Origin of the sequence: Corynebacterium sp. HMSC055A01 (assembly GCF_001809405.1) — a bacterium.
In the GTDB taxonomy this organism is placed as follows: Bacteria; Actinomycetota; Actinomycetes; order Mycobacteriales; family Mycobacteriaceae; genus Corynebacterium; species Corynebacterium hesseae.
The window spans coordinates 111,941-133,051 of record NZ_KV797598.1 but is presented as its reverse complement, the minus strand read 5'-3'; the positions used below and the strand labels follow the sequence as shown (position 1 = coordinate 133,051).

Genomic DNA, 21,111 nt, shown 5'->3' with positions numbered 1-21,111 from the left:
TAGCTCTCCCCCGTCTGCGGCCCTATCCACGATGCATGTGGTCGGGTACTTAGAACAGCGAAGCTCTCATTTATAGTTATCTCACGTACCGCAAGGAGGTCCTTTTCCGCTCATGGATATCATCGCTGAAGCACGCCGTCAGTGGACGAAGCGTTATTCCGCGCGCTCTGCTCGTGGCCTCGCCACGGTATCCTCCTTCGAACGTGCCGCACACATTTTGCGTAATGGCGCCGAAGATGTGCTGGCTCCTTATGGGGTAAGCTACAACCAGTTTGAGGTCCTCGCTGTGCTCATGTGGTCACGTGCGGGAAGCATGCCCATGTCTAAAATCAGCGCTCGGCTTCAGCTTCCACCGGCGTCACTCACTCACACGGTGCGCAAACTTGAGAAGGACGAACTTATCGAGCGTGTCAGCGATCCAAAAGACAAACGCTCAACCTTGGTCATGGTCACCGACCAAGGCATCGTGTTGGCCTCGGCGGCGGGGCCTGCTCTTGATCGCTATTTTGCTTCCGTTGCGCTTTCTACTGGCGAGCAAGACCGCATCATTGCTGCTGCCAACCGCATCCGGCGCGCGGCCGGTGACGATGTCGAGGAGCCCGACGCCCAGTAGCCATTTGTTCTTTAAAAAGCGTGCGCTCACGCACGTGCGGCCGAAGAAGCAGAAAGGCTAACTCGCGGTTAAGGGTTTAGGAGTGCTTGAACTCCGGGTCGCGCTTCTCTACGAAGGCTGCCATACCTTCCTTCTGATCATGGGAAGAGAACAACGCGTGAAAGGTTCGCCGTTCGAACTGGATACCCTGGGACAATGAAAGTTCATCAACCGCATTGACCTGTTCTTTGATTTGGGACGTTGCCACGAAGGACTTTGAAGCGATGAGCTTCGCCGTCTCCAGCGCCGAGTCAAGGAGCTCACCGGCAGGAACCACGCGTGCTACCAAGCCGGAGCGTTCTGCTTCCTCGGCTGCCATCATGCGGCCAGTCAGGCACATCTCCATGGCCTTCGCCTTTCCGATAGCTCGGGTCAGTCGCTGGGATCCTCCCATGCCTGGCGTGACTCCCAAGTTGACTTCCGGCTGGCCAAACTTGGCCTTGTCGCCAGCGATGATGAAGTCACACATCATAGCCAGCTCGCAACCTCCACCGAGCGCGTATCCGTTCACTGCAGCGATGATCGGCGTGCGGGCTCGTGTGAGGACGTCCCAACCTGCGAACCAATCCGCGGTGTACATCTCTGTCGCCGACTTCGAAGACATTTCCTTGATATCTGCACCGGCCGCAAACGCTTTCTCTGAACCGGTAATGACGATTGCCCCTACTTCTGCATCGGCGTCGAATTCCTGAACTGCCTGGGTAACTTCAAGCATGGTGTCGTTGTTCAGGGCATTAAGCGCCTCCGGACGATTGAGCGTGATGAGTGCGACGCGGCCGCGCTTCTCGCTAAGAATTGCCATGGTAATAGTGTCCTTCCTGTGGTTCTTGATTGGTATTTAATCAGTGGTGATCGTTGAATTCTGGGGCTTCCACGCTGCCCTCGATGGGTTCAAGGACAGAAGCCACCACGTCGTCGGGGACGGCGCCGATGGACTCATATTCCCAGGAGGGATTGCGGTCCTTATCCACGATTTGCGCGCGAATTCCCTCCACAAATTCCTTGTGTTTTTGCATGTTCACGGACATCCAGAACTCCTGGGTCAAGGTCTCCGCGAAGCTCATCGTCGCATTGCGATTTAAGGATTCCTCGGTGACGCGAATGCCCAGCGGGGAATTCAAGCTCATCCGCTTGGCGGCCTTCGCCGCCCAATGCCCGTCGCCGCCTGCTGCTGCACGTTCTTGCAGGCGGGCAAGGGTCTCTTCAGCGGTGTCTGCGGCGTAGACGTCCACCATTTCGGCGCGGTCCTTACCGAAGCCTGGGCCCACTGACTCAGTGAACTTCTCAATATCGGCTGGGTCGCCCGTCTCCACCAGCTGCTCAACGAGAGCATCGAGCTTGTCCTTGGGCACGAAGTAGTCCGCGAAGCCGGTATCGATCGCCTCCGCGGCCCCCACGTGGATCGCGGTATACGCCAAGTGCCGGCCAAGACGATCCGCAGCTCGGGACAGAAGATAGGACCCACCGGCATCGGGCGAATACCCAATCCCAACCTCCGGCATTCCAATGCGCGAATCCTCGCAAACAATGCGGTGTGAGGCGTGCGCTGAGACACCAATTCCGCCGCCCAGCACGATGCCTTCCATGAGCGCCACATAGGGCTTGGAATAGGTGGAGATTAAATAGTTCAGTTCATATTCCGTCTTCCAGAAATGGGCGCCTGCCGTGCCGCCCTCCAGTGCATCGTGGTACAAGGCCGCAACATCGCCACCAGCACACAGCCCACGATCACCCGCGCCCCGGAGGATAACGAGCTTGACGCGATCATCGTCCTGCCAGTCCTTCAAAACTGACGTCATCTCATCAATCATTGTCTGATTTAGCGCGTTAATGGCCTTGGGCCGGTTTAGCGTAAGAACACCAGCATGGCCGCGGATGTCGTGGATAATTTCATTCGTCATCGTCTATTCCTCCTCTTTATGGACAATCGGGCGCGTTCTAGTGTGGAGCTTCAAGCAACAGCGCTTCACCCTGGCCACCGCCGCCGCACAAAGTGACACCCGCGCGATGGGCCTGGCCGCTCGCAAGGCGATGCGCCGCATGGGCTACGAGCCGGGCACCGGATGCACCGATAGGATGCCCCAGGGCAATCGCACCGCCCTGCGGGTTCACATCATCGGGATTGATACCGAGGACCTTGGCAGAATGAACCACCACTGCGGCGAAAGCCTCATTGATCTCAATGTGATCGAGATCAGCAATGCCCCAGCCTTGGCGCTCAAGGGCTGCGAGGAGAGCCCGAGCGGGTTGCTCCTGCAAGGATGAATCCGGACCGGCTACCTGCCCTGGCGCCCGTAGGACCGCCATGACCGGCAGTCCTTCCTTTTCCGCGTGCTCACGTGTGGTGAGAACTACTGCAGCCGCCCCATCCGTGATCGGTGAGGAGTTGCCCGCGGTAATGCTGCCATCGCGCTTAAAAGCTGGACGCAACCCGGCCAAGGTTTCTTCAGTAACCCCTTCCCGAATTCCTTCATCGCGTGAAACAGTGACCTCGTCGCGGCGACTCCTCACGGTGATGGGAGTGATTTCCTTGTCGAAGGCTCCCTCCTCACTCGCCTGCACAGCGCGCTGGTGGGACAACGCGGCACAGCGGTCTTGCTCTTGGCGGGTTGCGGGATAGCGTTCGGCATATTTCTCTGACAGCGAGCCCATCGAAATCCCCAGGTCTGCCGCGCGCAAGCCATCGTGTTCCATGTGATCAAGTAACTCGACGGAGCCGAACTTCTTTCCTTTACGTGACTGCGGCAGAAGGTGCGGCGCGTTTGACATCGACTCCATTCCCCCAGCGACCACCACCGTGGCTTCGCCGGAGCGAAGGAGCCGGGAGGCGTCGATAACCGCGGTCAGGCCGGACAAACAGACCTTGTTGACCGTTGCGGTGTGCGCGTTCGGAGAAATCCCTGCCCCTAGTGCTGCTTGCTTCGTGGGATTCTGCCCCACACCTGCCTGCAGGACCTGGCCACACACCACGGCATCGACGTCGTCAGGGTGAACCTGTGCCTGCTCGAGTGCGGCAGCGATGGCACGGGATCCAAGCTCCGTCGCAGACAAGGGTGCAAGGGAACCAAGCAACTTGCCGAAAGGCGTGCGGGCAGCGCCCGCAATAACGATGTCCATATTTCGCTCTCCAAACTGTACGAAGTTAACCAGAATCGTACCGATGGATTGTGTGCCGCGCCACCCTTTTGCATCAATGTATGCTCGCACAATGCCAAAGCAGCGCGACACAAAACAGTTTGAAGTGCGGTGAAGGCTCCAAAACGGCCAGCTGCGGAGAGCACTGACTAGGCTCCCCGCAGCAGTTTTCGTGGCAGATTAGACCGTGAGCATCAACGGAATGACCACGATTTTGACTATCTGCGCCACCACAATGGTGGCCGCGTAGCCAGTCATGATGCGGGAATCCGTACTCATACCCGTGGCGTAGTTGACCACGGCAGGCTGGCCGAAGATACCGGAGATACCGCCGGCGGTGCGGGTCTCCGACTGGCCGAGGAACCTATTGGCAACAGCGAAGATGGCAACAGCAACCACGGTAATGATGGCGGCCAGAACCATGGACTTGACACCCATCCAGGAAAAGGCCGTGGACTGGAAAGCCTCACTCGAGGCCAAGCCCACCGAAGCCAAGAAGATGACAAGGCCCCACTGCTGAAGAGCCAAGTTGATTGAAGCCGGAACCTTCCAAGGCACGCGGCGCGTGCGGTGGAGAGCGCCAAGAACAAGGCCGGTAATCAGTGGCCCCAGCGCGAAGCCCAGCTCAAAGGACGTACCACCCGGCAATGGCACCACGATGAGCGCAATGAGGTAGCCCAAGAACAGGCCACCTCCCACTGCGATCCAGTTCAGCTGCGAGTAGCCCTGAACCGAGTCACCGAAATAATCGCGAATATCGCCCATACGATCCTGATCCACGATCACCGTCACACGGTCACCGGCATCAAGGTGCGTATCGAAGCTAGCGAGGAACTCCTCATCACCGCGCTCCACATGGATAATGCGGCCACCATAACGCCGGAAAAGATTGAGCTCCTCCACGGTTCGTCCCGCAATATCGGTGTTCGAGACCACCACGTTTTCAATGACCAAGCGCTTGTCCACGAAGGGTACTTGGGGCTGGCGTTTACCCAAGGCGGCGGTAAGCTCGCGCCTCTTCGCCTTCGTCACGAGCACGCGCAGGATATCGCCCTTGCGAATCTCTGGATGGTCCCCCGCCACGGTGCGGGTATTGCCGCGGCGAATCGTGGCGATAACGAACTGATCCTCGAATCGCTCCACCAGTTCGTCGTAGGTGATGTCCTTAGTTACCCGAATAGTCCGGGAACGGAAGACCTCCTCCGCGGAATTGTCCTTATCCTTACTGCCCGGCCAGGACTGCTTGAGCAGGAAGGCCACGAGCAGAATGGCGACGGCCACGCCCACCGGATAGCCCAAGGAGTAGCCCACGGCTGGCAGTTCCTCGCCCGTTTGCTGTTGCGCCACAGCAAGCGATGCCGTCGAGGTCGTCGCACCGGAGAACACGCCCACGGAGAGCAAGGGCGACAGTCCCAACCAGCCGCCCGCGAGAAGCGCCACAGCGGCAGCACCCACCACCGCTATCGCGGCAGTAATCATGTGCTTGAGCTGTTCAGAGAAGCCTTTGAAGAAGCGCTCGCCGGCAGACAAGCCCTGCATATAGATGAAGAGGCCAAGGCCCATCTCCTGCAGGCTGCTGAGGATCGTGCCGTCGAGATCGATAAAGGCGCCGATGGCCAAGCCCACGAACAAGGTGCCGGCTGCGCCAAAGCGCAGCGGGCCGAAGGGAATCATGCCAAATAACGTGCCGAGCAAAGCAATAAAGAAAATGCTCAGCCAAATATTTCCATCAAATAGTGCCAACACGGGAAATCATTGTAAGAAAACACTCAGAAAACTCCATGCATGGGTCCGTTTCTCCTCCCTAGAGGAGGCGCGACTCACACCGTGTTGGCAAAAGTGAGCCGCACACGACCCCGCTGAGTTCACTAGCTGCTGAGGAATTCCTTCCACGCCGGCCATTCGGCATAGGTCTGCGCGCGCCCAGCCTCATAGTTGGAGCGCAGCTTTGTCACAGAACGCTCAGTCGATGCCACCTGCATATCCTCCGGGAAGAAAAGCTGAGCGCGCCCCTCCTTCTCCAGCTCCAGAAGCCGGTCCTTGGAGGCGTTGTACCGGGCCGGCCGGGCAATCATCGCCTCCGCCACGGCAGGGTACTTTCGGAAGATTCGTCGCAGCGCCGCCGGCCGCCCCACCTCAGGCCGCACGTAGCCACGCGGTTTCGACCCCAGGAACAGGAACTTCTCAAACCCGGCCTTCTCCGCCTGCTCGATAAGGATGCCGCCGGATTCCCCCATGGCGCCGTCGACATACGGCGCACCGTCGATGACGCGCATCGGCATGATCAACGGCAGCGTCGAGGAGGCGCGCACACGCACCATCAGGTCTTCCTGCGTCTTGATGTCTTCGCGCCCCCAATACACGCTCTCCCCCGTATCGGCGCGCGCGGCAGAAATACACATCTGTGCGGGGTTGGCGTCAAAGGCTTCCCAGTCAAAAGGCATGTCTTGGTCCGCGGCCTTTTCATAAATGAATTCCGCATTGAAGTAGCCGCTACCGCGCAACAGTGAGCCCAGGCCGCCGAAGCTGGGGTTCTTGGCAAAGTCCACGAAGGATTCTTCGGAGCGAACCACATCGCGGGAAAGGAAGTTCACGGTGTGCGAGGAGCCCGCGGACACGCCTCCAACCCAGCCGAATTCCACCTCCTCCTTAAGGAGTTTGACGATGCACGCGGCGGTATAGGAATTGCGCATACCGCCGCCTTCAATGACGAGTGCTGTATCTTTCGCGTCAATCACACTGCACGATGGTACCCCCGCGCTAGGATCGCGCCATGAGTTTGTTTTCTGCGGTAAAGGATATCGTCGATAAGCTCGGTGGCTCCTCCACCGTCCGCTTGGCTTCCCCGGATCCCCACGCCGTCGAGGTCTCTGTAGATCACCTGTCCGTCCACACGGCCGGCAGCCTCATCATCCTTGTTACTTCCCCAGCCGGCGCACAGGTACTCAGTGAGGTGGCGCGCTCCGGCGAGCCCGCGCGCTTAAGTGGTGCTAAGACCACAGTGCACCTCTCCCCCACGACGAAGGCACAGCGTCCGGTCCATGATCCCAAGCGGGGCTGGGCCATCCCGCTATCCCCTGCGGAACGGGACACGCTGGCCCAGCTTCGCGCCGACCCCGGCGATCATGAGGTCTCCGAGGCCCTTGCCGTCTCCATCGAAACCACCCCTGAAGAAAGCTAGCCTGCCATGCTCATCCTCCCCTTCCAAGGGCACACTCCCCGCATCCACCGCAGCGCCTGGATCGCCCCGAATGCCACCATCATCGGTGACGTCACCATCGGGCCTGATTCTTCCGTGTTCTATGGCAGCGTGCTGCGCGGGGATGTTGGTGCCATCCGCCTTGGCGCCCGCGTCAACATCCAGGACAACTGTGTGATTCACGTTGAAGCCGCTGAGCCGTGTGTGCTGGAGGATGACGTCACCGTGGGCCACATGGCCATGCTCCACGGCACGAAGGTGGGCGCGGGCACGCTCGTCGGGATGAAAGCCACCCTGCTTTCGGGCTCCACCGTGGGCCCAGGCTCGCTCATCGCCGCCGGCGCGGTGGTGCTCGAAGGCCAGGACATTCCCGCCGGCGCCCTAGCCGCCGGGGTTCCAGCCAAGGTGCGGCGCGAGCTGAGCCAGGAGGAATCCGCCGCCTTCATCCCGCACGCCGCGCGCTACGTTGAGATTTCAAAGAATCAGGCGCCGCTTGGCGACGCCCTCCCCCTCGACGCCGTCCTCTACGAATAGCAGTCGCACCTGCCGTTGTTGCCAAAACTCCTGAACCTGCCGCAAGATCTGGCCAGAACTTTGGCAACTAGGGCAGTTCCACCACCGCGAAGCTAGGACAGCTGCCGAGTCGCTTTAAAGGCAAGCCCCTAAAGCAGAGCGAAGATGCCCATGACCACAAGGAAGGCTGCCACGCCGTAGCCGCTCCACAACGCCACGGTGGTGGAGTTCTCCCGCGCCCACGCGAAGGCGCGACCAGCCCAGGACTCTGGCTTCGCCCGCACAAGCGCGATGAACAACCCGCACACAGTCGGCAATGAGAGCGCAAACGTGGCGTAGAAAAAGAGTCCACCATACTTAACGGTATTGCTAAAGTCCCCGGCCGCTAGGTGCATCAGGCCATAGAAAAAGGGCACGGAGGTCAAGGACTGGATAACGCCCATGGCATAGCCCACCACAACGGTCTTGACCGAAGGAGTGCGCAGCGGGCCGAGCAGTTTCTGCACCAAGTCGTTGGGTTCACCCTTGGATCGCCAGGCTAAAAGGCCCAGCGCAAGGCCTATGACTACCAGCCCCCACCCCAGCAGAGGTGATTCCAAGGCCGCGGCCACCTTGTCCTGGATGCCGACGAACACGAACATCACCACGGCGGCGGCGGTGAGCACTCCGAACCAGTCACCAACGATGACGAGGGCCGCAATCTTGCGGTAACTACCCCGCGGAAGCATGATGCCGATGGCCACCAGGATTCCGATCAATAAGGCGTTGACGGAATCGGCAAAGGCATTGAGCACGGCTTCGAGCATGCGGGCCAGTGTACAGGGCGCGTTTCCGGAACTTGCTCTAGGCACCTGGCCTTCAGCGCCCTGCGCCATGCCTCGGACTAGTGGTGCAGCCTGAGGAAACATTCACTCACTGTTTACCGTTAAGGACCCTCATGTGAAGGCCGTAAACGGTAAGGTATTGAAAAGTGCTTGCCGCCGCGACGGGGTCTCCCATCGTCGGCGGCGCCGTAGCTCATGCCCCCGACAGAGATGTGGAGAGATAAAAAATGAAGGTAGCGATTCTCGGCGGAGACGGCTTCTGTGGGTGGCCCGCTTCCCTTTATCTCTCCGACCAAGGCCATGACGTCATCATCGTGGACAACCTCTCCCGGCGCGCCATCGATGAGGAGTTGGGCGCGGAATCCTTAACACCTATCGCTTCCATTGAAGAGCGCCTGGCTGCGTGGACCGAGGTCTCCGGCAAGACCATCGGCTTTTGCAACCTCGACGTGGCCCAGGACTACGACGGCTTGTTGGAGTTCCTGAACACCGAACGCCCGGATGCCGTGGTGCACTTCGCTGAGCAGCGCGCCGCGCCCTACTCCATGAAGAATTCGCGCACCAAGCGCTACACGGTGGATAACAACATCAACGCCACCCACAACCTGCTCGCCGCCATCGTGGAATCTGAGCAAGATATCCACGTCGCTCACTTGGGCACCATGGGTGTCTACGGCTACGGCACCGCCGGAATGAAGATCCCGGAAGGCTACCTGGACGTGCAGGTGGATACGGGCGAGGGGGGCGTCGTCAAGCAGCAGATCCTCTACCCCTCCAACCCGGGCTCGGTCTACCACATGACGAAGGTGCTGGACCAGCACCTGTTTGCCTACTACGCCAAGAACGATGAGCTGCGCATCACCGATCTGCACCAGGGCATCATTTGGGGCACGCACACGGAGCAGACCCAGAAGGACGAGCGCCTGATCAACCGCTTTGATTATGACGGTGACTACGGCACGGTGCTCAACCGCTTCCTCATCCAGGCTGGCATTGGTTATCCGCTGACCGTGCACGGTACCGGTGGCCAGACCCGCGCCTTTATCCACATCCGTGACATGGTGCGCTGCATCGAGCTAGCTTTGCAGAACCCGCCGGCGCGCGGTGAGCGCGTCAAGATCATCAACCAGATGACGGAGACCCACCGCGTGCGTGACTTAGCGGAGTTGGTGGCGAAGATCTCTGGCGCAGAGGTGGCCTACGTACCGAACCCGCGCAAGGAATCCGCGGAAAATGAACTCCACGTCACCAACGACACCTTCCTCAACCTGGGGTTGGAACCGACCACCTTGTCTGAAGGGCTGCTGCATGAGGTCGAAGAAGTCGCGCGCAAGTACGCCGACCGCGCTGACCGCTCCAAGATTCCGGCGCAATCGCTGTGGACGCGCCAGCAGCACGCCGGCGTTCCCTCCACGGAGGCCTAGTCCTCCGTGCGCATCGCTATCGTTACCGAGGTCTTCCTGCCCAAGATCGACGGCGTGGTCACGCGCCTGACGCGCACGCTGGACCAGCTGGCCGCGATGGGCCATGAGGTCCGGATTTTTGCCACGGGCAAGGCCCCTGCAACCTACGCCGGCTTCGAGGTCACCCGCATACCCAGTTTGTCGCTGTGGGTCTACCCGGAGATTAAATTCGGCTTGCCCTCGTGGAGGTTCTTCAAGGAAATCAGGGATTTCGATCCCGATGTCATCCACGCGGTCAATCCCATTTGGACAGCGGCGCTCGGTGTCTTTGCCGCGCAGCGCGATGCCGTGCCGCTGGTGGCCAGCTTCCACACCAACGTGCCTGAATACGTCGATGCGCTGGGCATCGGGTGGACCCGCCCGCTGACTGAGGCCGCTCTGAAGTACCTGCACAACCGGGCTGCGGTGAATCTCTGCACCTCAGGCCCCATGGTGGATAAGGCTCGGGAGGTGGGGATCCACAACGTGCACCTGTGGCCCAAGGCTGTCGATACGCAGGCCTACCACCCCAGCCGCGCCACCGCGCAGATGCGCGAGCGCCTCACCGGTGGTAACCCGGACTCCCCGCTGGTGACCTATATCGGGAGGGTCTCCAAGGAAAAGGACTTGGAGCGCCTCGATCACGTGATGCACCTGGTTCGGGCAGAGCTTGGTGACGCCCGCCTTGCCGTCGTCGGAGATGGTCCTGCGCTGGAGGAGCTCAAGGCCAACTTCGATCCTTCGCACACCGTGTTCACCGGTTACTTGTCCGGTGAGGAGCTCGCCGCTGCCTTCGCTGTCGGAGATGTCTTCCTCTTCCCCTCCGCCACGGAGACACTGGGCCTTGTGGCGCTGGAATCCTTCGCCTCGGGTGTGCCGGTCATCGGCACGAATGCCGGCGGTATTCCCTTCGTCATTGAGGAGGGCGTTACAGGACATCTCATCGAGCCCGATGCCGATGATGAGGCCTGGGCCAGCGCTACCGTCGACCTTCTTCGTGACGCCACTCGTCGGGAGTCGATGGGTGCTGCCGCCCGCCGCGAAGCCGAAAAGTATTCCTGGGTAGAATCCACCCAAGCCCTCCTTCAGGCCTATGAGGAGGCTATCGAGCATCCCTTCTTCAGGGAATAAAACCAAGTCAAGGAGCACTAATGGACTCAGCCCAGGACCTGTACTCCGCTGGCGCCTTCATTCAAGCCGGCATCGACGCCGCGTTCTCCTCACGCTTGGGCGACGTGCGCGACGTCGAGGTGAACTTTGCATCTTCCGACTCCGAGCCCGCCACCGATCAGCGCGCAGTGGTGCGTTTTACTACCGCCTCTGGGACCTATGACTTCGATGGCCTGCGCCTAGCCACAATCCAGGATGGCCGCTTGCACTGGTCTACGGGGTTGACGGAACACGCGCCGCAACCGGAGTTCCACGGCCCGCAACCCGATTCCGCCCTGCTCCGCGGCTTGGCGCGGCGGCTGGTGGGTGACCGCCCAGTCATCCGCGTCCCGCAGGGCGAGGGCGAGGCGCTCGTCGCCGTCGACTTCGCGGAGATCCACCCCGATCCCCGTGTCAGCATCCTGGCCGGGCTTGAGCATACGGGGGATATTGAGGGAGGCGTCGACGAACGCCTCGCCACCGCCGAGCTCGCTTCCTATGTGGGCGTGGCACCAGATGTTGTACAAGGCCTCGCGCACTTCCACGGCACCCGGATCACGGCTCTCCCCCATCCCTCAGGCCGCGACGGGCTCAGCGCACGCGATGTGCTGGCCGACGCCCACTTTATGGCCACCGAGCACAATTTCTTCCTGGAGGCCCGATTCCCCAACCTGTGGGCAGACCTTGACCCTGACACGTCGCGCACCGTGGTGAACTCCGATTATGGTTCGCTTACGGTTCCCTCCCATCTCATCGCCACCCTCAACGCCACAACGAACACCTTTACGTGGGCATGGGCAGACGAGCTCTCCGGTTCCATGTCCGCCCACGCCGCGGCGAACCTGCGCCGCTTCGGATATGACAATGCCATCCCCGAGCTGATTCGCGCCCGCGTACCCATCCCCGAGGCACGCTCTCTGCGCTTGCCGCAGTTAGCCATGCCAATTCTGGGGCTGTGGACCCTGCTGCCAGTGCAGCTACCCGACGGCCGCCAAGGGCTAGCACTGTCCGACGCCCCCGCGTTCCACCTGCCCGCGCCGTCACGGGCCGCCGCGCAGGCCACGCTCAATGTTGCGGTGCCGGCGGGAGTGGATGAGCAACGGGCGCGCGCCGCATACCAGCGAGCACGCCCTATATAACCGCTAGGAGCTCAGCACCGCGCGGAATTCTTCGACGTCAACGTCCTCCGTGGTCGCCGGGTTAAACGCTGCGTCTTGGGTCTTATCCACCAGTACCGCACGCACGCCTTCGGAAAAGTCGGGGCGGCGGTACATGTGCATGCCCAGCTTGAGTTCTAGCAGGAGCGCCTCACGGATGTCGTCAACAGCGGCTTCCGCCTCATAGAGCTCATTGGCCGCGATGATGGCAGCTGGGCACGCGGCTGCCATGAGGCGACGCACCTCGCCGGCAATCTGCGGGCGCTTGTCCAGCTCCGCGGAAATCTCCTCCCACGTGGGCAGCGCGAAGGTCTCCTCCAGGTCTTGAGCCACCTGCTCGAGCGGTGCTGGCTGCTGTGGCGCGGGTAGGGCCAGCTCTTCCAGTGCGGCATCAATACCGCGCTCGATAGCGGCTTCAATCAGCTCGGCTGCATCCTTGACCACGTGGGTTGCCACGCCCGTCCACAGCATGTCCGCGGCATACATGCGGTACCCGCTCAGACCCCAAAACTTTGCCAAACCCGGCGAGGCTACACCGCGGGTGCCCACCATGCGTTGGGCCGCATAGGCTACTCCGACGTCCGTGACGTAGCCGATATTCATCTCCGGCATCGAAGCGAAGGCCTTTTCCGTCACCACGCGGTGCGAACCGTGCAGGGAAATGCCCAATCCACCGCCCATGACGACGCCGTCGATGACGGCGATGTAGGGCTTCGGAAACTCGGCGATATCGCCGTTGGTGAGGTACTCGCTGGCGAAGAAGGCATCGACCTCTTCCAGCTTGCCTTCCGCGATTCCCTCCCGCGCGTGACGCACATCGCCGCCAGCGCAGAATGCCTTGGGACTGTTGGAGTAAATAAGGACCTGCTCGATGTCGTCATCCTGCGCCCACGCTTCGAGGGAGCGGCGGATGATGTCAATCATGTCCGGGTTCAAAGAGTTCAGGGCCTTCGGCCGGTTGAGTTCGAGGACTCCTGTGTGGTTGCGCACGGAAACGAGTACTGGATCAGTCGTAGTCATGCGCACCAGTGTTCCATATCACAAAAGTTTCAGCCACCTATTTCTTGGCGCTACGTTGGACATGGTTCCCTGCCTCTAGCCCAACACTTTTAGATTGGTGTGACTTACTTGCTCCCACAACTTGTTGCCCTTGATATGGACGGCACGCTCCTCGACGCGCATGGCCAACTCCCTGCAGACTTTTCGGAGCTCCAGGACCTGGCCACTGCCCGCGGCTGCGAGCTGGTTCCGGCCTCGGGGCGCCAACTGGCCACCTTGAAGGACATGTTCCCGAAGGGCGAAACGTTTATCGCCGAAAACGGCTCGGTCATCATGCGCGGCGGTGAGATCATCGCGGCATTCCCGCTTGCGGAATCCACCGTGCACGCGGCACGAGAGGCTGCTGCGGCCATCGGCGTGGAACATACCGTAGTTCTATGTTCCCCGGAGACCGCCTACGTTGCACGGGATGTGTCAGACGCGGCACGTACAGAGATTGCAAAGTACTACAAGGCGGTCACTTGGGTCGATGACTTGGATGCAGTGCCGGATAGCAACATCATCAAGATTGCTATTTTCTGCGAATCCGGTACTGAGGCGCACATTTACGATCCCATCGTCCGCGCCGTCCCGGAGGACAATGTCGCCGTATCCGGCAAGGTCTGGCTCGATGTGATGGCCCGCGGCGTGGAAAAAGGTACGGCGCTAACTAAGCTCGCTGAGCTCGCCGGTATTCCGATCGCAGCCACTGTGGCCTTCGGTGACTACCTCAATGATTTCGAGATGCTGCGCGCCGCCGGGACGGCTGTGGCCATGGAAAACGCGCATCCTCAGCTGAAGGAAATCGCAGATATCATCGCCCCGGCTAATACCAACAACGGGGTTAGCACCGTACTACGCCAGCTTTTGCGCACCTAACACGCTCCCCCGCAGCCTTGCCCGAGTAGCCCGCACGCACAGAGTAGGATTACTCGGGTTACTGAGCCTCAGTACCCGAACCCCGGTGTCTACCTGCGGAGTGTGTAGTGAAGAAGTTTTTGCGGTCGATGATGTCACGTTTGGCAAAGGGCGAGTCGTCTGCATCGAGTCCCGCTCCGTCCTCCTCGGCGGATTCCTCGAAAACTACCTCGCCTTCACCCGCTGCAGCTTCCGCGCGCACTGCGCCTGCTACGCCCTCTCAGTCCCCGCCACCTGCTAAGTCCACCGCGCCTGCCGCGAACGATAAGCCTGCTAAGGCAAGCGCCCCTAAGACACCACCGGCAGCCACTGGCCGCGGCCCGCGTAATGCCCAGCGTCCTGCCACTCGGCCTGGCCGCGTACGCCCGCGTTCGGCTGAAGACTTCACTCTAGATCTGGCTCCGGATGCACTTCCCAAAGCCTCGGCGGTGAAAAAGGCCAAACTAGTTAAGGCCCGTGAGGAAGCCGAAGTAGCTTCGGCCGGTCGGCGCGGCCCACGTCGGGCCATTCCGCGGCACCCGAACCCACAGGCTCCCGCCCAACGACGCCAAGCACCTGCAACGCCCAGCGCCGACAAGGCTTCAACAACCAAGCCATCACAAACTCAGCCCGCTGCGAAGCAGCCACCTGCACACGGCGACAAAGCACAGTCTCCTTCCCCGGCTCCAGCACACCCCAAGCGGCAAGAAGGAGCCGAAAAGGCCGCGACGGCCCCGAAACCCAAGAAAGCCCCGGCGACTGCAAAGGCCAAGGAGGAGACAAAGACCGAGGCGGCCGCAAAGCCCCGGGAAACCACAACGCCCCAGAAGAGCAAAGGAACCGGGGAATCCAAGCAACCTGAAAGGAAGGCTTCACCCGGCACCGAGAACGAGATTTCGCGTGCTCTGGCCCGCCGCTCGCAATCCGTCGGGGCGTTAAGCGCCAAGCAGGAAAAACGCCGATCAGAAAAGCGGCGAGTAGCACAGGCTTCCCCCAATGCCGCCGCTGCAGCCGCCCCTGCAACCGCAACCGTCGCGGCGGGCACAGCCGCCGCAGCTCCAGCAGCTGCTTCTGCATCCGCCCGCAACGCAACCGCCTCTGCCCCCACTGCCCCCGCTGGCTCAAAGCGGCGTGCGCGCGCCCGCCTGCGCCAAGTGCCGGGCCTGGATGGTCTGCGCGGTCTAGCGGTCCTCGCCGTGGTGATCTACCACTTCTTCGGGGATATTCTCCCCGGCGGCTACCTCGGTGTGGACATGTTCTTTGTCCTTTCCGGGTTCCTCATCACCTCGCTGCTTGTTCGCGAGTTCAACGTCACTGGACGCATCAGCCTCAAAGGCTTTTGGCTCCGCCGCTTCCGGCGGATCCTCCCGGCCGCGCTTATAGTCCTGTCCATATGCACGGCGATAGTGGCGCTCATTGGTGGGGACCTGGCCGTTGGTATCCGTGAACAATTCTTGGGCACGTTCTTCTTTGTCAACAACTGGACCCAAATCGCCACGAGCCAAACCTATTTTGCACCTAATGAAGTACAGGTTTTCGCGCACTATTGGTCCTTGGCCGTCGAGGAACAGTTCTACCTGATCTGGCCGCTTTTGATGCTTGGCGTCTTTGCCATTTCCCGCCGCAAGCCCAAGCGCCTGCCCATCGCCGTATCGCTCATCCTCGCAAGTGCGTCGGCCGTCGCCATGGCACTGCTCTATAGCCCGGGCGAGGATCCCACGCGTGTGTACTACGGCACCGATACCCACGCGTTCGGTCTCCTCATCGGCGCGATGCTGTCCCTCCTCATGACCTCCACTGACAAGGACATGGACGCGGATTCTTGGCCGGCCGCAAACAAGGGCGTTCTCGCCGGAACCGTTGGTGCCTTCGCATTAGTTGGCTACCTCGCGCAATTGGTATGGATGGGCGCGGATCGGGATTTCACCTACCGCGGCGGCCTCGTCCTTACCAGCGTCCTCGGCGCGGCAATGATTTGGGCAGTGGTGCGCGAATCTGGTCCCCTCACGTGGATCTTCCGCACCCGTGTGATGCGGTGGCTGGGCCAGCGCTCCTTCTCCCTCTACCTCTGGCACTGGCCGGTGGTAATGATTGTCCACGCGCTGTCCGACGCCCCCTCCTGGCTCCTAGGCCTCCTTTCGCTTCCGCTGAGCTGCGTGCTGGCTGAGGTGACCTACCAGTTTGTGGAAAACCCCTTCCGCCGCGCCGGATTCCGCCCTACGTGGCACGCCTACTGGGCTGCACGCCCCAGCGCGCAAGAGGTCAAAGATGGTTTTGGCAAGGCCATGTGGCCTGCCGTTCCCGTCCTCGTTGTTCTTTCCGTACTGGGCGTGGGCTACGCGCTGGTGACTTCGGAGGATAAGAGCGAACTGGAGCGCGAGCTCGAGCGCATGGCGCTGTCCAACGAACAAGCGGAGAATTCTGCCCCGGCACAGTCATCGTCTGCCCCCGCAAAGCCTTCCGAGACCACGAAGCCGAAGGAAAAGCGTGCGCTTCCCACTGGAAACGAGATTAGTGCTATCGGTGATTCCGTCATGCTCGCTGCTTCCGAGGCTCTCAATGAGCGTTTCCCGGGCATTAGCATCGACGCCACTATTTCCCGCCACTATTCGGCAGCCCTTCCTGTCATCAAGGCGCAGAAGGATTCCGGGCAGTTGCGCTCTACCGTGTTTGTGGGTTTGGGAACCAACGGGGCTACGTTTGAGGGCCAGATGGACGAGCTCATCGACATCGTCGGCCCCGAGCGCACGCTGGTGCTCGTCTTGCCCTACGGCGAGCGCGATTGGATGGGACAGGCGCGCGCCGAGATCATTGACGCCGCGACTGCTCACGACAACGTCTACATCGCAGACTGGTGCGGCATGGCTCAGGATAACCCTGCCATGCTTTACGACGACGGCGTCCACCCGCTCCCCGAAGGCGCACATCTTTACGCGGATGCGCTGTACGACGCCATGGAGCAATACGCCAACGAGGAGAAGAACCTCACCACCGTCTGCTCCCGCTAGCTAAAAGCCCCTGATGATCGCTAAAAGCCGCCCGGCTTCTCCCGGGCGGCTTTTGTAAACGCGTGACGTTTAGACCGAGAATTCAGCCATCTTATCCCAAGCCGTTTTTCCAGGAATGGAAGTATTGATAATGTCCGGGGTCTCCACCAAGTACTTCGGCAGCTCCTCGCACGAGCGCTTGAAGTGCTCGGTGCTGACGTGGTCGACATCAGTGCCGTCCTTATAAGACTCGAGGAGCAGGAAGCGCTGCTTGTCTTCCGGATCGCGGAACCACTTGAAGTCAATGCAGCCGGGCTCTGCCTGGCAGGCCTTGGTGTACCAGTCGATCTCTTCCAGGAAGGTATCGGCGTACTCGGGCTTGACGTGGAACTGTACGTTGATCAAAATCATGGGCCCCACTGTAACCTTCTACACCAAAACGTGCAGAAGGCCCTGCCTGTAGCGGCAGGGCCTTCTGTAAAAAGCGGCTTATCATTGGCCGCGTGAAGGTCTACTTGTTGAAGAAGTACTCCGCAACGTAGACGTGGGTGCCGTCGAAGGCCTGCGCAACGCCGAAGCCGGTGCCGTCAGTCTTGGTCACAGGAACATCGCGGTTGAGCCAGTTCACGCGATCCTTAGCTTCCTGCTCCGTGAGCTTGTAAATGTTACCGCTGCCCTCTTCCAAATGAGTCAGGCCATCGCCTGCATTGTCCTGGAAGGTAACCTTGCCGGCCGCAGCCTGGTTTGCCCACTCCTGGGCGATGTTCTTGGCGTTGGCATCTTCGTGGTGGCCCTGCTTAATCAGGTGGGCATGGGTTGCGCCAACGAGCTCATCGGCCACCGCCGGGGTCGGCTTCTTGATGAAGTCCGGCAAGTGGACGTTGTACTGCTTAGCCAGGTCATAAGCCTGCGCAGGAAGCTCAACTTCAAAGGAGTTAACCTGCTCCATAGCCTGGGAAGACAGCTGGTTCAGTTCCTGGGGCTGTGCGGACGATGGGTTAGCCGGGGCGGCCTGGGCCGCGGAGACCGAAAGAACGGCGGTGAGGGATACTGCCACGGCGGAGGTAGCAGACAGGCGGGAAACACGACGCAAAGAATTCATAACTACCACCGTGCCATAAGTCCGCCCGCCTTGAAAAAGACTTCCCGGTCATACGGCATTTTCGATATCACTTTGTTATCAGCTGCCGGTGGAAAGGACCGGCGTGGAAGAATGACCGGAGACTTGCTTTTAGGATTCTTCGAGAGGTTGATCACTGGTGCTGGATGTCTTAACCGGATTTGCCATCATTTTTGTGGTTATCGGCGTGGGGTTCTTTCTGGGTCACCGGGGCGTTATCGGCCACGGTGAGACGCGCCTGCAGTTCAACCGCACAGCGTTCTGGGCTGCGACTCCGGCGCTCATCTTCTCCAGCGTGACCACCTCGGATACCTCTGTCTTCATGTCTCCGGTTGTGGCTGTCATCGCGATTGCCTCGGTCGCCACGATGGCCCTGTATGCAGTGCTCAGCGCGCTGTTCTTCCGGCGGAGCGGGGCTGAGACGATGGCCGGAGCGGCCGCGGCCAGCTACTACAACTCGGTTAACATCGGGCTGCCCATCGCCACCTATGTCATCGGTGATGCCACCTTTGTGGTGCCAGCACTCGTACTTCAGATGGCGGTGCTCTCCCCTGTCATCATCGCCGGCCTTAACGCCCAAGGAACGAGCCTGCGCTCGATAAGCAGCTCTGTGTTCTCTGGGCTTACGGCACCGGTTGTCATCGCTGCCGTCGCCGGCTTCATCGTTTCGGCAGCAGGCTGGCACGTGCCAGAGGTCATCATGGCTCCCTTCGAGATCCTCGGCGGGGCCTCCATCCCGATGATCCTGATGAGTTTCGGCGCTTCCCTCACCGGAGACGGGTTGCTGGCTAGCGACCGCCTACCAACCATTACCGCCACCGTGCTCAAGCTCGTAGCCATGCCAGCCATCGCCTTGGCGACGGGCCTAGCCTTGGGCCTGAGCGGCAACGAGCTATACGCGGCACTCATCTTGTCTGCGCTTCCGACCGCGCAGAACGTTTATAACTACGCCGCGACCTACCAATCGGGAGAGACGGTGGCGCGCGATACGGTCTTCCTCACCACTTTTCTCTCCTTGCCGGCCATGCTCGCCATCGCAGCATTCTTCGGGTAGGGCTGGCCTTCGCTGGCGAGCACTAGCCGTCGAACGCTAGCCTTCCAGCTTCTCCCCCAGCTCCAGCCATTCCATCTCTAGCTCCTCGCGCTCGGCGGCCACCGCTTTGAGGTCGGCGTCGAGCTTGGCCAGCTCGCCGCTGTCTCCCTCTCCGGAAGACATCTTCTCCGCGGCCTGCGCCATCTTTTCATTCAGCTTCGCCGTCTTATCGTCGAGCTTGCCCATCTTGCGCTCCAGCGCGTTCATCTTCTTGGTCAGCTCGCGCTCCTCCTGGGAACTCAGCCGTTTTACCGGGGCGGTTTCCGTACGCTGACCATCGGCGTTCTTCGAAGCCTCGCCCAAGTCGAGCACACCACCGGCGGTGGCGGCTTCCATCTCCTGGCGGCGGCGCAAGTACTCCTCGATTCCGCCCGGCAGGTTGGTGAGCTTGCCATCCCCAAACAGCGCATAGGTGTTGTCCGCGATGCGCTCAATGAGGTAGCGGTCGTGAGAAATGACCACCAAGGTTCCCGGCCACGAGTCCAGCAAGGATTCAAGCTCTTGGAGGGTATCGATGTCGAGGTCGTTCGTGGGCTCGTCGAGAAGCAGCACGTTTGGCTCCGCCATGACCACACGGGTCAGCTGCAAACGGCGGCGCTCACCGCCCGATAGGTCACCGACGGGTGTGCGCTGGCGCTTGGCGGAAAAGCCCAGGCGCTCGGCCAGCTGGGAGGCAGAAAGCTCTTTCTTGCCCAGGTGGACGTAGGTGGCGACGTCTTCGACGGCGTCGAGAAGCCGGCGCTGTGGATCCAGATCATCGAGCTCCTGTCGAAGCCAGCCCAGGCGCACGGTCTTGCCCTCGATGCGTTTGCCAGCGGCAAGCTCGACTTCACCGGCAAGCGCGCGCAGCAGCGTGGTCTTACCGGAACCATTAACGCCGACGAGGCCGATGCGCTCGCCCGGCGCCAGCCGCCAGGTGAGGTGATCTACCAGCGTGCGGCCATCTGGTGTCGTGACCTTCGCATCCTCGAGCTCGATGACGACTCGCCCCTGGCGCTGCTTGGAAAAGGCCATGAGCTCAACCTTGTCGCGCGGCGCGGGAACATCCGCGATGAGCGCCTCAGCCGCTTCGATGCGGTAACGCGGCTTTGAGGTACGGGCAGGCGCCCCGCGGCGCAGCCACGCCAGCTCTTTGCGCGCCAGATTCTGGCGGCGCTGCTCGATGGCATCGGCTTGGCGGGCGCGCTCAGCGCGGGCAAAGGTCCAGTCGTTATAGCCGCCCTCGTAGGCATCGACTACGCCATCGTGCACCTCCCAGGTCGTGGTGGCCACAGTGTCGAGGAACCAGCGGTCGTGCGTGACAACGACCACCGCCAGCTTGCGCGAAAGCAGGTGGCTGGCCAGCCATTGCACGCCCTCGACGTCGAGGTGGTTGGTCGGCTCATCGAGTACCACGATGTCAAGATCTTGAACGAGTGCGGCGGCCAGGTTGACGCGGCGGCGCTCACCACCGGAGAGCGATCCCACAGGGGTGTCTAGCCCTAAGTCAACAATGCAGAGGCCGCCGAGAACATCGCGTACCTTGGCGTTAGAAGCCCACTCGAAGGTTTCCAGCCCGAGCGGTTCGATGATGACTTGGGCGATGGTGAGGGACTCCTCCAGCTCGAACCGCTGGGTTACCACCGCCATGCGCAAGTCCGAGTTGTGGGATACGCGGCCCGCGTCCGGCGGCTCAATGCCGGTGAGGACCTCCAGCAGCGTGGTCTTGCCGCCGCCGTTAACGCCGACGATGCCGATGCGATCACCGGTTTGAACACCGAGCGAGACCCCGTTCAGCAGGGTCTTGAGCCCGAAGGACTTGGTTACGTTTTCGAGGTTAATGAGGTTCGCCATATCGAGAGTTCATCTTAGTGCTTCAACACGGCTACCCCCGCACCATTACCTTTATTGCTATTGATTTTCATT

Annotated in this window: 19 protein-coding genes; 9 read left to right on the top strand and 10 right to left on the bottom strand. The window is 60.9% G+C overall.

Annotated elements, in window-relative coordinates; genetic code table 11:
* Positions 1-112: 112 nt before the first annotated feature.
* The gene (locus HMPREF2604_RS13140; protein WP_070565776.1) at positions 113-613 is read left to right on the top strand and encodes a MarR family winged helix-turn-helix transcriptional regulator; all 501 of its coding nucleotides are present in this window, start codon (positions 113-115) and stop codon (positions 611-613) included.
* Positions 614-689: 76 nt separating this feature from the next.
* On the opposite strand, the gene HMPREF2604_RS13135 is transcribed toward HMPREF2604_RS13140, so the two are convergent.
* The 5 genes from HMPREF2604_RS13135 to HMPREF2604_RS13115 all read right to left on the bottom strand — a co-directional run bounded on the left by HMPREF2604_RS13135 (position 690) and on the right by HMPREF2604_RS13115 (position 6,525).
* The gene (locus HMPREF2604_RS13135) at positions 690-1,454 is read right to left on the bottom strand and encodes an enoyl-CoA hydratase (protein WP_070563440.1); all 765 of its coding nucleotides are present in this window, start codon (positions 1,452-1,454) and stop codon (positions 690-692) included.
* Between the two features lie 40 nt (positions 1,455-1,494).
* The gene (locus HMPREF2604_RS13130) at positions 1,495-2,553 is read right to left on the bottom strand and encodes an enoyl-CoA hydratase/isomerase family protein (protein ID WP_070563438.1); all 1,059 of its coding nucleotides are present in this window, start codon (positions 2,551-2,553) and stop codon (positions 1,495-1,497) included.
* A 37-nt stretch (positions 2,554-2,590) separates the two neighbouring features.
* Positions 2,591-3,769 (bottom strand): acetyl-CoA C-acyltransferase, encoded by a 1,179-nt coding sequence (locus HMPREF2604_RS13125; protein ID WP_070565774.1) that lies wholly within the window; start codon positions 3,767-3,769, stop codon positions 2,591-2,593.
* Positions 3,770-3,967: 198 nt separating this feature from the next.
* Positions 3,968-5,533 carry an aspartate-alanine antiporter-like transporter gene (locus HMPREF2604_RS13120; protein WP_070565772.1) on the bottom strand — a complete coding sequence of 522 codons (1,566 nt, stop codon included), beginning with the start codon at positions 5,531-5,533 and terminating at the stop codon, positions 3,968-3,970.
* A gap of 122 nt (positions 5,534-5,655) precedes the next feature.
* On the bottom strand, positions 5,656-6,525 hold the full coding sequence (locus HMPREF2604_RS13115) for a patatin-like phospholipase family protein (protein WP_070565770.1): 870 nt from the start codon (positions 6,523-6,525) through the stop codon (positions 5,656-5,658).
* Positions 6,526-6,560: 35 nt separating this feature from the next.
* Between HMPREF2604_RS13115 and HMPREF2604_RS13110 the strand changes: the two genes are divergently transcribed.
* Complete coding sequence (locus HMPREF2604_RS13110) at positions 6,561-6,968, top strand: hypothetical protein (RefSeq protein WP_070565768.1); 408 nt, start codon at positions 6,561-6,563, stop codon at positions 6,966-6,968.
* Between the two features lie 6 nt (positions 6,969-6,974).
* On the top strand, positions 6,975-7,520 hold the full coding sequence (locus HMPREF2604_RS13105) for a gamma carbonic anhydrase family protein (protein ID WP_070565766.1): 546 nt from the start codon (positions 6,975-6,977) through the stop codon (positions 7,518-7,520).
* 128 nt (positions 7,521-7,648) lie between these two features.
* On the opposite strand, the gene HMPREF2604_RS13100 is transcribed toward HMPREF2604_RS13105, so the two are convergent.
* Positions 7,649-8,305, bottom strand: a complete 657-nt coding sequence (locus HMPREF2604_RS13100; protein ID WP_070565762.1) for a hypothetical protein — start codon at positions 8,303-8,305, stop codon at positions 7,649-7,651.
* 245 nt (positions 8,306-8,550) lie between these two features.
* Here HMPREF2604_RS13100 and HMPREF2604_RS13095 point away from each other — a divergent pair, with 245 nt between their 5' ends.
* The 3 genes from HMPREF2604_RS13095 to HMPREF2604_RS13085 are packed head-to-tail and all read left to right on the top strand — an operon-like array spanning position 8,551 to position 12,053.
* Positions 8,551-9,747, top strand: a complete 1,197-nt coding sequence (locus tag HMPREF2604_RS13095) for an NAD-dependent epimerase/dehydratase family protein (protein ID WP_070565760.1) — start codon at positions 8,551-8,553, stop codon at positions 9,745-9,747.
* A gap of 6 nt (positions 9,748-9,753) precedes the next feature.
* Entirely contained in the window at positions 9,754-10,896 is a 1,143-nt protein-coding gene (locus HMPREF2604_RS13090) for a glycosyltransferase family 4 protein (RefSeq protein ID WP_070565758.1), read from the top strand.
* Positions 10,897-10,916: 20 nt separating this feature from the next.
* Entirely contained in the window at positions 10,917-12,053 is a 1,137-nt protein-coding gene (locus tag HMPREF2604_RS13085; protein WP_070565756.1) for a DUF6882 domain-containing protein, read from the top strand.
* Positions 12,054-12,056: 3 nt separating this feature from the next.
* Here the strand turns inward: HMPREF2604_RS13085 and HMPREF2604_RS13080 are convergent, their stop codons facing one another.
* Entirely contained in the window at positions 12,057-13,091 is a 1,035-nt protein-coding gene (locus tag HMPREF2604_RS13080) for an enoyl-CoA hydratase/isomerase family protein (RefSeq protein WP_070565755.1), read from the bottom strand.
* Between the two features lie 99 nt (positions 13,092-13,190).
* Between HMPREF2604_RS13080 and HMPREF2604_RS13075 the strand changes: the two genes are divergently transcribed.
* Entirely contained in the window at positions 13,191-13,988 is a 798-nt protein-coding gene (locus tag HMPREF2604_RS13075; protein ID WP_239248546.1) for an HAD family hydrolase, read from the top strand.
* Positions 13,989-14,095: 107 nt separating this feature from the next.
* Positions 14,096-17,014: an acyltransferase family protein gene (locus HMPREF2604_RS14455; protein ID WP_083299264.1), complete on the top strand. Its 2,919-nt coding sequence runs from the start codon at positions 14,096-14,098 to the stop codon at positions 17,012-17,014.
* 69 nt (positions 17,015-17,083) lie between these two features.
* On the opposite strand, the gene HMPREF2604_RS13060 is transcribed toward HMPREF2604_RS14455, so the two are convergent.
* The gene (locus tag HMPREF2604_RS13060) at positions 17,084-17,404 is read right to left on the bottom strand and encodes a putative quinol monooxygenase (RefSeq protein ID WP_070563413.1); all 321 of its coding nucleotides are present in this window, start codon (positions 17,402-17,404) and stop codon (positions 17,084-17,086) included.
* 100 nt (positions 17,405-17,504) lie between these two features.
* Positions 17,505-18,095 (bottom strand): hypothetical protein, encoded by a 591-nt coding sequence (locus HMPREF2604_RS13055; protein WP_070565750.1) that lies wholly within the window; start codon positions 18,093-18,095, stop codon positions 17,505-17,507.
* A 157-nt stretch (positions 18,096-18,252) separates the two neighbouring features.
* On the opposite strand from HMPREF2604_RS13055, the gene HMPREF2604_RS13050 reads away from it, so the two are divergent.
* Positions 18,253-19,167 carry an AEC family transporter gene (locus tag HMPREF2604_RS13050; protein WP_070565748.1) on the top strand — a complete coding sequence of 305 codons (915 nt, stop codon included), beginning with the start codon at positions 18,253-18,255 and terminating at the stop codon, positions 19,165-19,167.
* Between the two features lie 36 nt (positions 19,168-19,203).
* Here the strand turns inward: HMPREF2604_RS13050 and HMPREF2604_RS13045 are convergent, their stop codons facing one another.
* On the bottom strand, positions 19,204-21,039 hold the full coding sequence (locus HMPREF2604_RS13045; RefSeq protein ID WP_070565746.1) for an ABC-F family ATP-binding cassette domain-containing protein: 1,836 nt from the start codon (positions 21,037-21,039) through the stop codon (positions 19,204-19,206).
* Positions 21,040-21,111 lie beyond the last annotated feature (72 nt).

Excerpts from the sequence above, each read along its gene's own strand:
- HMPREF2604_RS13080 (WP_070565755.1), bottom strand. The coding sequence starts at position 13,091 with ATGACTACGACTGATCCAGTACTCGTTTCCGTGCGCAACCACACAGGA.
- HMPREF2604_RS13110 (WP_070565768.1), top strand. The coding sequence starts at position 6,561 with ATGAGTTTGTTTTCTGCGGTAAAGGATATCGTCGATAAGCTCGGTGGC.
- HMPREF2604_RS13125 (WP_070565774.1), bottom strand. The coding sequence starts at position 3,769 with ATGGACATCGTTATTGCGGGCGCTGCCCGCACGCCTTTCGGCAAGTTG.
- HMPREF2604_RS13135 (WP_070563440.1), bottom strand. The coding sequence starts at position 1,454 with ATGGCAATTCTTAGCGAGAAGCGCGGCCGCGTCGCACTCATCACGCTC.
- HMPREF2604_RS13130 (WP_070563438.1), bottom strand. The coding sequence starts at position 2,553 with ATGACGAATGAAATTATCCACGACATCCGCGGCCATGCTGGTGTTCTT.
- HMPREF2604_RS13055 (WP_070565750.1), bottom strand. The coding sequence starts at position 18,095 with ATGAATTCTTTGCGTCGTGTTTCCCGCCTGTCTGCTACCTCCGCCGTG.
- HMPREF2604_RS13105 (WP_070565766.1), top strand. The coding sequence starts at position 6,975 with ATGCTCATCCTCCCCTTCCAAGGGCACACTCCCCGCATCCACCGCAGC.
- HMPREF2604_RS13085 (WP_070565756.1), top strand. The coding sequence starts at position 10,917 with ATGGACTCAGCCCAGGACCTGTACTCCGCTGGCGCCTTCATTCAAGCC.
- HMPREF2604_RS13045 (WP_070565746.1), bottom strand. The coding sequence starts at position 21,039 with ATGGCGAACCTCATTAACCTCGAAAACGTAACCAAGTCCTTCGGGCTC.
- HMPREF2604_RS13060 (WP_070563413.1), bottom strand. The coding sequence starts at position 17,404 with ATGATTTTGATCAACGTACAGTTCCACGTCAAGCCCGAGTACGCCGAT.
- HMPREF2604_RS13140 (WP_070565776.1), top strand. The coding sequence starts at position 113 with ATGGATATCATCGCTGAAGCACGCCGTCAGTGGACGAAGCGTTATTCC.
- HMPREF2604_RS13100 (WP_070565762.1), bottom strand. The coding sequence starts at position 8,305 with ATGCTCGAAGCCGTGCTCAATGCCTTTGCCGATTCCGTCAACGCCTTA.
- HMPREF2604_RS13095 (WP_070565760.1), top strand. The coding sequence starts at position 8,551 with ATGAAGGTAGCGATTCTCGGCGGAGACGGCTTCTGTGGGTGGCCCGCT.